Here is a 12,315-nt window from a genome sequence, read left to right as displayed (position 1 = left end):
AAAAAAGAAAAAGCGCACTTTTTCTTCCATTGGAGAAAAGTGCGCTTTTCTTTTTTTGACTAGCTAATTAGAAGATTTTAATTTATAATATTCTTAAAATATAGACATCTAGAAAGGGAGAAGCACATGAAACGAGTGATTGGCTACATCATCTTAGGCATTGTATTACTTGGTTTAATTTTTACAGGCGTACATTTTTATAAGATTAATCAATTTAAAGCAAATTCTATCAAGAAATATCCTTATCAATATGATGGGAAATTTGTATATACGATGTCGTTCTTTTCAGATACTAAAGAAGAAGGAGAAAGTTATATTTTTACGAAGGCGAATAAGATAGAGCAAGTGAAGATGAAAAATGAGCATACTATTTCCTATAAAGAAAAACGTGGGAAATCCATTTTAGAGACAACTTTAGATGATAAAATTGGAACGCAGCTAGAATTATATCTCTTTATTGTTAAAAATAATAAAGCCTCGGATGTAAAAATGGACTTTTCGATGGAAGGCATTCGCGTAACGTCCAATCAAATTTCAAATCTTAATTTTTCACTTGTATCTAATAAAAGAATAAATGAACTGACTGTGAATCCTCCTAAAAATCCAAAATACGATTATTTCCAAGTGGACACAGACGAAAAAACGATTATTTTTAAACTTACTGGAAAACGAAGATAAACAAAATTATGCAAAATGGAATATTTTTACTGAAGATGGTACATTGATTAAAAAAGTAACGGCGTATTAACACGTATTTAAAAGGACTCTCGTTTGTGAGAGTCCTTTTAAATTTATTTCGTTAAACTAAATTCCTGATTGCGAAGCTCTACACGGCGAATTTTGCCAGAATCGGTTTTAGGGAGAGATGATACAAACTCAATACGACGAGGGTATTTATACGGAGCTGTGCGTTCTTTTGTAAAGCTTTGGAGTTCACGAATAAGTGAATCGCTTGCCGCATACCCTTCCTTTAATACGATAAAAGCTTTTACGACTGTGCCGCGAATTTCGTCAGGACTAGCCACAACAGCGACCTCTTTCACGCTCTCATGGTGAGTGAGCGCGTCTTCTACTTCAAACGGGCCAATCGTATAGCCGGAACTAATGATAATATCATCGCTTCGACCTTGAAACCAGTAATAGTTGTTAGCATCAAAGAGAGCTCGGTCTCCTGTAATAAAATATTCGCCACGAATCGCTTTTGCGAGGCGCTCAGGTTCTTTGTAATACGTTTTGAATAACGCAGGAAAATCTTTTTTAACCGCAACATCGCCAATTTCGCCTTGTTTAACGGGATTTCCGTCCGCGTCTATAATCGCCATATATTCTGGCATAATTGGTTTTCCCATAGAACCAGGTCGTATTTCGGTATCCGTAAGTGTCCCAATTAAAAGTGTGCTTTCAGTTTGACCGTAGCCATCGCGTACTTTTACGCCAAATTGATTTTGGAAGACACTAATGACTTCGCGATTAAGCGGTTCCCCCGCTGAAACAGCGCTCCGTAAATGAGTAAGTTGATACTTATCTAACCCAGGGACTTTTGCCATAAGGCGGTATTCCGTTGGCGTGCAACACAATACATCGATTTTTTCAGAATCAAGTAAGCGAAGCTGGTGCTCAGGATTAAAACGTGCGCCGTAAATGAATCCGGTGGCGCCTTTTCCTAAAATGGAAAGAAACGGTGACCATACCCATTTTTGCCAACCTGGACCGGCAGTAGCCCAAACCGTATCTGTTTCGCGAATATCTAACCAGTGATCAGCGGCAATTCGAATATGGGCATAGCCCCACCCGTGAACATGGACGACGCCTTTTGGATTTCCAGTCGTACCGCTTGTGAAAGCGAGTAAGCAGGCATCGTCACGGGACGTTTCGATAGGGGTGAAATCATTTGGGGCAAGAGACATGAGCTCGAATAATCGAGCCACCCCACTTTTTCTTCCTCGATTAAAATCCTCGTTTTAACAGAAGGAGTGTGTTCAATCTTCTCAAATTCTTCGGTCATGCCTTTGTAAGTAATGATTCCTTTTACGCCGGCGTGGTCAATCCGGTAGGCTAAATCATGGGCTTTTAGGAGTTCGGAGGCTGGAATAATAACGGCGCCAACCATCCAAAGTCCCATATAAATCGCATAGGTTTCAAGTAGGCGGGGTGTCATCACAATCACATGATCGCCTTTTTGTATACCTTGTTTCGTAAGGACGTTCGCAAATTTACGGGCATTCACTAGTAATTCGTGATAGGTCCAAGTTCGTTCGTTATGGTTATCTTTCCAAATAAGAGCGATTTTATCTGAGTCGAATTTTGTAATTTCATCAGTAATATTATATTTTGCAGGTGCAATAAGATAATTTGAATCCACGTTCGGTCAACCCCTTTTTTCTTTATTCAGAATATTAGTACCTGATACTAATACATGGTAGTATAAAAACATTTTTAAAGCAACTAATACGCATGCATTCAAAAGCTGTGTTACTATAAACTGGAAAAGAGGTGACGTTTTGGAGAAAGAAGGATATATGCGGGAAGCGATTCATGAAGCAGAAAAAGCAAGCGCGATTGGCGAAGTCCCAATTGGTGCCGTCGTCGTTTTAGATGGTAAAATCATTGGTCGTGGTCATAATCTACGTGAAACAAGTCAAAATGCTGTCACTCATGCAGAAATGATGGCTATCCAAGATGCGTGCCATAACCAAAATTCATGGCGTCTTCAAGGCGCTGAATTATATGTAACGCTTGAACCTTGTCCCATGTGCAGTGGCGCGATTTTACTCTCTAGGATTGAAAGAGTTTACTACGGCGCAAAAGATCCGAAAGCGGGAACCGCAGGAACGCTTATGAACCTTTTGCAAGATGAACGTTTTAATCACATGTGTGAAGTCGAGAGCGGTCTTTTGGAAGAGGAGACGGGCGATCTTTTAACTCATTTTTTTCGAGAGCTAAGAAAGCGCAAAAAAGAGGAAAAAGAAAGCGATTCAAATAGTTCTTTATAACTAATTTGCTCTAAAATGGAGAATGAAATGATTTTGTGAACAAGATAACAAAAATGAAGTTGCAGTAAGTTCAATACTTTACAAGCAGTCTTTTCGTTTTATATAGAATTTATAAAAAAGACTACTAAAGAACTAAATGAATTTAAGTGGAAATAGGATAAAATATACTGTATATAGAACTTATTCTAATTTAGAACTCTGCTTTAGCCGAAAAAAAAGAGAAATAGCAAATTTTTTTATTTTACATAGGTTTGTGAAAAAAATAACAACTAATGGGGCTTTTTAGTGTTGCTTTTTCACAAGTTTCGGGTAAAGGAGAACGTAAAAAAGGATTATTACGCAGAAAAAAGGAGGGGAAAAGGGTGGATACATTGTTTCTAGCCCGTTTTCAGTTCGCATCAACAACAATCTTTCACTTTTTATTTGTGCCATTATCCATTGGATTAGTCTTTATGGTGGCGCTCATGCAGACTTTGTATGTAGTGAAAGGAAAAGAAGTTTACAAAAAAATGACGAAGTTTTGGGGACATTTGTTCTTAATTAACTTTGCAGTCGGTGTCGTTACCGGTATTATTCAGGAGTTCCAATTTGGAATGAACTGGTCCGATTATTCTCGTTTTGTAGGGGACGTTTTCGGTGCACCACTTGCGATTGAAGCTTTACTCGCATTCTTTATGGAGTCAACATTTATCGGTTTATGGATTTTTGGCTGGGATCGTCTTAGCAAAAAATTACATTTAGCGTGTATTTGGCTCGTATCAATCGGGACGATTCTTTCAAGTTTCTGGATTCTTGCGGCAAACTCATTTATGCAACATCCAGTTGGCTTCGAATTCAAAAATGGTCGTGCCGAAATGAATGATTTTTGGGCACTTATCACAAATGGCCAGTTATTAGTTGAATTTCCGCACGTTATTTTCGGCGCTTTCGCGACCGGAGCATTCTTTATTGCAGGCGTGAGTGCATATAAAATGCTTAAAAAACAAGATGTGGAGTTCTTTAAACGCTCTTTCCAAATTGCTCTAGTTATCGCAATTATCGGCGGTTTTGGAACAGCTTTCAGCGGACACTCACAAGCTCAATATTTGGTTAAAACGCAGCCGATGAAAATGGCGGCAACTGAAGGAATATGGGAGGATACTGCCGACCCAGCTCCTTGGACCATGATTGCAGGTATTGATGTTGATAACAAAAAAAAATACGTGGTCCATTGAAATCCCGTATGCGTTAAGTTTCTTATCTTATTCAACCTTTAGTGGTTCCGTAGAAGGAATGAATTCACTTCAAAAACAATACGAGGAACAATATGGACCGGGAGATTATATTCCACCAGTACGAACTTCCTTCTGGAGCTTCCGTATTATGGTAGCAGCAGGAATGTTAATGATTTTAACTGCGCTAATTGGTGTAGTACTTGCGTGGCGTAAAAAACTGGAGAATACAGGTTGGTATTTACGTCTCATGGTTCCAATGATCTTATTCCCATTCATTGCTAATTCAATGGGTTGGATTATGACTGAAATTGGACGTCAACCGTGGGTAGTATTTGGTTACCAACAAACAGCAGATGCCGTATCACCAAACGTATCGGCTGGTTCATTATTATTCTCAATAATTGCATTTTCAACGATTTACGCGTTATTACTAATCATATTAGTTTACCTATTTATTCGCGAAATCAAAAAAGGACCTTATGGTGAAAACAAAGTAGAAAGTACTTCTGTCGATCCATTTGATAAAGGGGGCGACAAAATTGTCACTGAATGAGTTATGGTTTTTACTTGTCGCAGTATTGTTTGTCGGTTTCTTCTTCCTAGAAGGATTTGACTTTGGTGTAGGGATGTCTACGCGCTTTATGGCTCGAAATGATTTGGAGCGTCGCGTTTTAGTCAATACAATTGGACCGTTTTGGGATGCCAATGAAGTATGGCTCCTTACAGCGGGTGGGGCGATTTTTGCCGCATTTCCAAACTGGTATGCAACGATGTTTAGTGGATATTACATCCCACTTGTCGTTTTCTTACTTGCCTTAATTGGTCGAGGTGTTTCCTTCGAGTTCCGCGGACAAAAAGATTCCGCAGCTTGGCGTAAGTTTTGGGACTGGGTTATCTTTTTCGGAAGTATTTTACCGCCATTCTTACTAGGCGTGTTGTTTTCAAGCCTTGTTCAAGGGATGCCGATTAACGATAAAATGGATATGTACGCTGGATTCTTTGATTACATTACGGTCTTCTCCGTTTGGGGAGGCGTAACCGTTACTATGCTATGCTTGCTTCACGGCCTAATGTTTATTACACTTCGTACGGAAGATGATATTCAAGACCGTGCACGTCGTATGGCAAAACGCGTCTGGTTTATTACAGTACCGGTTTTAGTCGTATTTGTAGTTCTTGCGTTTATTTATACAGATATTTTCCAAGCTCGTCCAATTCTCGTACCAACTATGATTGGTATTGTTGTCGTCATGTACTTACTATGTGCCTTCTTCCTATGGAAAGATCGTGATGGTTTTGCATTTACATTTGGCGGTCTAGGATTAGCACTCACAATCGCAACAATTTTCGTAGGGTTATTCCCTCGTGTCATGATTAGCTCAATTGACTCTGCATTTGACTTAACTATTCATAACGCAGCTTCGGGACAATACTCCTTAACGGTTATGACGATTGTAGCGGTGACATTATTACCGTTTGTACTCGGCTATCAGATTTGGAGTTACTACGTTTTCCGTAAACGCGTTTCGAGTAAGGAGAAAATGACGTATTAATGGGAAAAGATATTTTTAAATATAAAGGTATAAAAAAAATACTAGCGATTCTTGCCGCGTTGACTCTTGTTCAAGGCGCGGCAATTATCGTCATGGCAAGCACGCTCGCAGAAGCTATTACAAAGCTTTTTAACGGTGCGGCCTTGTCTACTGTGGCGTTACAAATGGCTTTCTTCGCGGGAGCGCTTTTTGTACGCCATTTTTTAAATGTATGGAAAAAAGCTATTGTGTATAAGTTCGCCTCTAAGACGGGGGAAACAATGCGGGAAGAGTTGCTTGAAAATTTATTTGTCCTAGGTCCGCGTTTTACGCGCGAAGAAGGAACTGGGAAAGTGGTTACGATGGTTATGGAAGGCGTGCAGGACTTCAGGCGTTTTATTGAACTTTTTTTACCAAAGTTTATCAATATGGCGATTATCCCAGCGATGATTTGGATTTATGTCCTCACACAAGACGGGAAGTCTGCACTGATTTTATTTATCACCTTCCCTGTCCTTATTTTATTCCTCATCATCCTAGGTCTTGCAGCGAAAAAGCAAGCAGATTCGCAGTTTGAATCGTATCGCATTTTATCTAACCACTTTGTTGACTCGCTAAAAGGCCTTGAAACGTTGAAGTATCTCGGTTTAAGCCATAGTCATGAAAGAAGCATTGCTGAAACGAGTTCGAGCTACCGAAAAGCAACAATGAAAACATTACGAGTAGCCTTTTTATCTTCCTTTGCACTCGACTTCTTTACGATGTTGTCTATCGCTGTTGTGGCGCTATTTCTCGGGCTGGGCTTGATAGACGGGGTAATCCTTCTTACACCGGCACTTGCCATCTTAATTTTGGCACCAGAATATTTTTTACCCGTACGTGAGCTCGGATCCGATTATCATGCAACACTTGACGGACAAGAAGCAGGGCGAGTGATTCAAGCCATTATTGATAGGGGAAAAGAAACGCAAGAAATGAACGAAGGAGCGGACGTGCCCGCATACACCAGTGATTCCGTCCTGAGCCTAGAAGGAATTTCCGTTAATTATGCAGAAGGCCAACAAGATTCGCTTGCTAGGGCCGATTTTACAGTCACTGGGTTTGCGAAAATCGGTATTATTGGGGCGACGGGTGCCGGAAAATCCACGATGATAGACATTTTAAGTGGCTTTCTCGCGCCAACAATGGGCGATATTCAAGTGAATCAGACGCCTGTTAGGTTACACCGTTATTCGTGGCAAAAACAAGTAACATATATCCCACAACACCCCTACTTATTTCATGATACGATTTCTGGCAACGTTAAATTTTATCATCCAGAAGCATCAGATGAAGCCATTCAGGCGGCTACGAAAGCGGCTGGGCTTGATTACTTTGTGCAGCAATTAGATGACAAATATGAAACCATTGTAGGGGAAGCTGGACGGACGTTAAGTGGTGGCCAGGAACAACGTATTGCACTGGCACGTGCCTTTTTATCAGATCGTCAAATTGTTCTTATGGATGAGCCGACTGCGCACTTAGATATTGAGACGGAATATGAACTTAAGGCTCCAATGCTTGATTTATTTAAAAATCGGCTTGTATTTTTTGCGACGCATAGGCTCCACTGGATGCTCGAAATGGATCAAATTATCGTTTTAGACAAAGGGGCGATTGTTGAAACAGGGACACACGACGAACTTGTTTCAAAAAAAGGATTTTACTATGACCTAATTAAAGCCCAATTGGAGGAGATTTAATGCTAAAAAATAGTTGGATTGGCCCTTATATTAAGCAAAATTTAGGCCTCTTTTTAGTCGTTATTTTCCTTGGGGTGTTAACTTTTTCGGCAGGAGCCGCGCTTATGTTTACATCCGGTCATCTGATTTCCAAATCATCGCTTATGCCAGAGTCGATTATGGCCGTATATGTGGCAAGTGTTGGCGTAAGGGCCTTTGGTATCTTACGTTCCGTTTCAAAATATGTAGAACGTTTAAACAGCCACTCTTTAGTGCTTCGGATTCTTGAAAAAATGCGCGTCAGACTGTACCGACTTTTGGAACCTCAGGCGCTACTTCTTAAATCCCGTTACCGCACGGGCGACATTTTAGGCATGTTAGCGGATGATATTGAACATATTCAAAATTTCTATTTAACCACGATGCTGCCGGCTGTTATTAGTTTGTTTTTATACGCAGGTGTCATTATCGCACTTGGCTTTTTCTCGGTGCCTTTTGCGATTTTAATTCTTGTTTTAATCGGCCTACTCATTTTTGTTTTACCTGGTGTTTCGATTTTATATGCGCGAGGAAAAAACGCCTATTTAAAACAAGGGAGAAATCGTTTGTATAGTCAATTTACGGATGCTGTCTTTGGTCTTAGCGACTGGATGTTTAGCGGACGTGAGAAAAGCCTTATTGAAGGGTATGAAAAAGATGAGGCGGCCCTTTTAAAAGTGGAAACGAAACAATTTCATTTTGTAAACTGGCGCGACTTTTTCAGCCAACTTATTGTGGGTGCAATGGTCATTTTAATGGTTTATTGGAGTACAAATGAAGTAACAGACGGTGCCTTTTCGGGGACGCTCATTGCGGCCTTTACACTTGCGATTATGTCACTCGGTGAAGCTTTTGTTCCCGTTTCGAGTGCCATTAGTGATAAGTCGCTTTATAAGGACTCGCTTGACCGGCTGGATAAAATCGAGGACAAGACATTACCTAGTTTTGAAGCCGAAATCGAGCAAAAAAGGACAATTGAAACAGAACATGTAACGCTACAAGCAAGTAATCTCTCTTTTCAATATAACGAAAAAAGTCCTTTTGTGTTAAAAAACTTTGATTTTGAACTCAGACAAGGGGAAAAAGTGGCGATTATCGGTCGGAGTGGGACTGGAAAATCAACTTTCCTCAAGCTAATTCAAGGCGCGCTTTTGCCAAGTGAGGGAGAAGTGACCCTAAACGGCGAAAAGCCAGCAGATTTAGGCCCGCAAATTCCAAAAATCGTTTCGATGCTTAATCAAAAAGCCCATTTATTTAGCACAACGGTATTTAACAATATTCGCCTCGGAAATCAAAATGCAACGGAAGAAGAGGTATACGCGGCGGCTAAAAAGGTGCAGATGCACGATTTTATTATGAGTATGCCGAATGGTTATAAAACTCAAATGTCCGAAATGGGCGCGCGATTTTCAGGCGGCGAACGAAGTCGTATCGCGCTCGCTCGTATTTTACTGCAAGACACGCCAATCGTAATTTTGGATGAACCTACAGTTGGACTTGACCCTATCACGGAACGCGAGTTGCTTCACACCATTTTTGAAACGCTCGAAGGAAAATCCGTACTTTGGGTAACGCATCATTTGGTAGGTGCTGAGAAAATGAATTCGGTGCTTTTCCTAGAAGATGGAGACATTCTTATGAAGGGCACACACGCTGAACTCATGGCATCTCAACCGCGCTATAAACGCCTTTACGAGCTCGACCGGCCTATCAAGCTTTAAACCGCTTTTAATTAAGCGGTTTTTTGCTATAATAAGGTGTGAAAAGAGGGATAAAATGAGCGAATTTTTTATGGGTGTGGATATTGGAACGACAAGTACGAAGGCTGTTCTTTTTGATGAAAGCGGGAGCCAAATAACGCGTTATGCGGTGCATTATGAGCTTCTGACCGACGTTTTAGGGAAGGCTGAACAAAACCCAGATGAAATTTTTCAGGCCGTCAAAAAGGCTATTTGGATGGTCATGAAAGCAAGCCAGATTGATCAAAACGATTTAGCGGCCATTTCATTCAGTGCGGCGATGCACAGCTTAATTTTGACGGACAAAAACGGCGAGCCACTTACAAAATCGATTACATGGGCTGATAGCCGTAGTAGCGAAGCGCTCGAAAAAGCAAAACGCGATTTTTATTTGGAGGGAATTTATGAAAAAACTGGCACGCCAATCCATCCAATGAGCCCATTCGCGAAATTACTCTGGCTAAAAGACGCGGCACCGGAAAAATATGCGACCATGCACATGGCTTCTGGAATTAAGAGCTATGTTTTATACAAAATGTTCGGCACATGGCTGATTGACGCAGCCCTCGCCTCGGCATCAGGGCTTTATAACACGGAAGAAGGCTGTTATGAGAAATCGGCTCTCGAAATTGTGGGGCTATCGCAAGACAAACTCCCGACCGTAGTGTCTGAAATGCACCAACTGAGTGGCCTCAGCACCGAACTCGCAGCCGAAATGGGAATCGCCAAAGAAACTATTTTTGTCGTCGGCGCAAGTGACGGCGCCCTTGCGAATTTAGGCTTGCAGGCGACTGCGCCAAATGATGTCACCGTAACGGTCGGCACAAGCGGCGCCGTCCGCAAAACAACGAACCATTTTCAAACAGACGGCAGAAGCCGCACGTTTTGTTACCGCCTAACAGACGGCCTTTACGTCCAAGGTGGCGCCGTGAACAACGGCGGGAAAGCTATCGAATGGGCGATGGAGCAATTTGCGCCATTAGACGTGCGTGAAAATCGGGACTACGACAAGCTTATGCAAAACGCATCCGAAATACCACTAGGTTCTAACGGACTCATCTTTTTGCCATATCTATTAGGCGAGCGCGCACCCTACTGGACAAGTGACATCAAAGCCGCCTTTTTAGGTCTCACAATAAGTCACACGCCCCCTGAATTCATCCGCGCAAGTATTGAAGGCGTCGCGCTAAATTTGGCGAGCGTTTATACCGCTATTGGTGAAAAAGGGGATGTAGTGTATGTTTCGGGCGGAATCGCCGCGCATCCGTTTTGGTGCAGCTTGCTTGCGGACATTTTAAACCGCGAAGTACGCGTCACCCATACAATAGAAGGTTCCAGTCTCGGCGCCGCGCTTCTCGCAATGAAATCCCTTGGCAAACGGGCCGATTTCACATTACCCGGCAAGCCAGACATCAAAGCCATTTACAAGCCGAATCCAAGTCGCGTAAAAGCCTATGCAGAACTTCATAAAATTTTCGAACTGGCTTCCGTTCAACTAACTGGAATAAACAAACAACTCACAAATTGGCAAAAAAATTGTTAGAAAGTAAAATTTCGGGGGAATAGTGCTGTAATAAAGAATAAGGGGTTTTTGATGATGAACAAAAAAATTGTATGGATCGCCCTCATTTTAGTTGGTATTTGTTTACTTGGAACGCTAATTGCTACACTAGTTAGCATATATTTAGTTTAATCCGAAAAAAGACTGTCGCAAGCAATTTATGTGGCAGTTTTTAAATTCTCCGTCGCAGGTTTGATTTTTCACTTCCGGCATAATTTTACTTGCACTTTTTATCTAAAAAAGATAAACTAATGTTTGAGCCTTTTAATTCAGTGGCTTAACAAACAATTATATTTTGGTAGCAAATTTGCCGTGCTAGACGGGGAGATAGCGGCGCCCTGTAACCCGCAATCCGCTCTAGCGGGGTTGAATTCCCAAATTGAGGCTTATACCTGTCTGGTCTGCCGCCAGCACGTGGTGTTGACGATTGGGTCTTGCGCAATGGAAGCCTGTGAACCATGTCAGGTCCGGAAGGAAGCAGCATTAAGCAGTGCCTTTTATGTGCCGCAAGGTTGCCTGATCTGAGCTAACGACTGGTGTAACGCAGGTGGTTATATGTCGAACTTGGGTGCACGGCGTTAAATTTTAAATAAATAAACCTTTTCCTACTTTTAAGGGAAAGGTTTTTTGTTAGATATCGAAAAAACTGTTACAATAAAAGTAGCTTGTACTCAGTTGAAAAAGGATGAAAAATATGCAACGTGTTAAAAAAAGAAGAAACATCATTATTTTAAGTATTTTAGCTATTATTGTAGCGATTTTAGTTGTTTTAGGTATTATTTTCGGTGTATTTCAAAGGCAAGAGGTACACGACGATTACAATGTGGCCTATGAAATAAATGGAAAGCTATATGAAGTTTTCCCTATTTCTGCAACCGATATCGGTGTGGATAAGAAAAAAGAAAATAAACACTTTTATTTCCGCGTAAATAGTTACTACAATCTGGAATATTTATTCCGCATCGCCTATGGTCAATACGAGTTAAATGAGCCGTCGCTTGATAAAAACTATGCGGGGAAACTTGATTATAGCATCGCGGACAATGCTTACGTGACGCAAGAAGATGTTTATAAAACAAAGGACGACATGTACGCGGTCTATTCTTTCCACGATAAAAACGGGAAGGAAATTTACAAGTATGACCCGGAAGAAACCTCGTCCGACAAATTTGTTACACGAATTAAACCGACCATTTTACAAGGCTACAAAAAAAGTGACATTTCAAGCTACGACGATTTTCTGGATATAACCGAGCTTTTTAAAGAGAAGCTGAACAAAACGGTCAAAGTCCGTGTAGATGACACGAAAAATATGGTCATTTTTTCAATTAAATAAGGGCAAAATAAAAGCTAAACTGGAATGATAACCTACACAAGGTTTCCCAGTTTAGCTTATTTTTTCACATTTTATGATAAAAATTATGTAGAAATTAAATAGAAAAAAGAATATTCAGTTAAATTGTTTATCTTTTCACAAACTTGTGGTATAGTGAAGCTGTAACATACAACTAAGAAG

Annotated in this window: 7 protein-coding genes, 1 other RNA gene and 2 pseudogenes; 9 read left to right on the top strand and 1 reads right to left on the bottom strand. The window is 40.9% G+C overall.

Annotated features, from left to right (window positions below):
• Positions 1-126: 126 nt before the first annotated feature.
• Positions 127-678: a hypothetical protein gene (locus tag LFLEISCH_RS03435; RefSeq protein WP_007473002.1), complete on the top strand. Its 552-nt coding sequence runs from the start codon at positions 127-129 to the stop codon at positions 676-678.
• Positions 679-791: 113 nt separating this feature from the next.
• On the opposite strand, the pseudogene LFLEISCH_RS03430 reads toward LFLEISCH_RS03435, so the two are convergent.
• Positions 792-2,362: pseudogene (locus LFLEISCH_RS03430) on the bottom strand (acetate--CoA ligase).
• 139 nt (positions 2,363-2,501) lie between these two features.
• On the opposite strand from LFLEISCH_RS03430, the gene tadA reads away from it, so the two are divergent.
• The 8 genes and pseudogenes from tadA to LFLEISCH_RS03395 all read left to right on the top strand — a co-directional run bounded on the left by tadA (position 2,502) and on the right by LFLEISCH_RS03395 (position 12,135).
• The gene (tadA, locus tag LFLEISCH_RS03425; protein WP_007472995.1) at positions 2,502-2,993 is read left to right on the top strand and encodes a tRNA adenosine(34) deaminase TadA; all 492 of its coding nucleotides are present in this window, start codon (positions 2,502-2,504) and stop codon (positions 2,991-2,993) included.
• A gap of 362 nt (positions 2,994-3,355) precedes the next feature.
• A pseudogene (locus LFLEISCH_RS03420) lies at positions 3,356-4,760 on the top strand (cytochrome ubiquinol oxidase subunit I).
• Positions 4,747-5,760, top strand: a complete 1,014-nt coding sequence (gene cydB, locus LFLEISCH_RS03415; RefSeq protein WP_007472989.1) for a cytochrome d ubiquinol oxidase subunit II — start codon at positions 4,747-4,749, stop codon at positions 5,758-5,760. Before LFLEISCH_RS03420 ends, cydB begins: the two are co-directional and overlap by 14 nt.
• Positions 5,760-7,481 carry a thiol reductant ABC exporter subunit CydD gene (cydD, locus tag LFLEISCH_RS03410; RefSeq protein WP_007472988.1) on the top strand — a complete coding sequence of 574 codons (1,722 nt, stop codon included), beginning with the start codon at positions 5,760-5,762 and terminating at the stop codon, positions 7,479-7,481. The genes cydB and cydD overlap by 1 nt, the downstream gene beginning before the upstream one ends.
• Positions 7,481-9,220, top strand: a complete 1,740-nt coding sequence (cydC, locus tag LFLEISCH_RS03405; protein ID WP_007472986.1) for a thiol reductant ABC exporter subunit CydC — start codon at positions 7,481-7,483, stop codon at positions 9,218-9,220. Before cydD ends, cydC begins: the two co-directional genes overlap by 1 nt.
• A gap of 55 nt (positions 9,221-9,275) precedes the next feature.
• Positions 9,276-10,781 carry a gluconokinase gene (locus tag LFLEISCH_RS03400; RefSeq protein ID WP_007472985.1) on the top strand — a complete coding sequence of 502 codons (1,506 nt, stop codon included), beginning with the start codon at positions 9,276-9,278 and terminating at the stop codon, positions 10,779-10,781.
• A 328-nt stretch (positions 10,782-11,109) separates the two neighbouring features.
• Positions 11,110-11,375, top strand: an RNA gene (ffs, locus tag LFLEISCH_RS14945) — signal recognition particle sRNA large type.
• Positions 11,376-11,493: 118 nt separating this feature from the next.
• Entirely contained in the window at positions 11,494-12,135 is a 642-nt protein-coding gene (locus LFLEISCH_RS03395) for a hypothetical protein (RefSeq protein WP_007472979.1), read from the top strand.
• The last annotated feature ends 180 nt before the right edge of the window (positions 12,136-12,315 follow it).

The organism is Listeria fleischmannii subsp. fleischmannii LU2006-1 (assembly GCF_000344175.1).
GTDB lineage: Bacteria > Bacillota > Bacilli > Lactobacillales > Listeriaceae > Listeria > Listeria fleischmannii.
Note: the sequence above shows the minus strand (reverse complement) of the source record. Positions and strands in the feature narration are given on the sequence as shown.

Excerpts from the sequence above, each read along its gene's own strand:
- LFLEISCH_RS03435 (WP_007473002.1), top strand. The coding sequence starts at position 127 with ATGAAACGAGTGATTGGCTACATCATCTTAGGCATTGTATTACTTGGT.
- cydD (WP_007472988.1), top strand. The coding sequence starts at position 5,760 with ATGGGAAAAGATATTTTTAAATATAAAGGTATAAAAAAAATACTAGCG.
- cydC (WP_007472986.1), top strand. The coding sequence starts at position 7,481 with ATGCTAAAAAATAGTTGGATTGGCCCTTATATTAAGCAAAATTTAGGC.
- LFLEISCH_RS03400 (WP_007472985.1), top strand. The coding sequence starts at position 9,276 with ATGAGCGAATTTTTTATGGGTGTGGATATTGGAACGACAAGTACGAAG.
- LFLEISCH_RS03395 (WP_007472979.1), top strand. The coding sequence starts at position 11,494 with ATGCAACGTGTTAAAAAAAGAAGAAACATCATTATTTTAAGTATTTTA.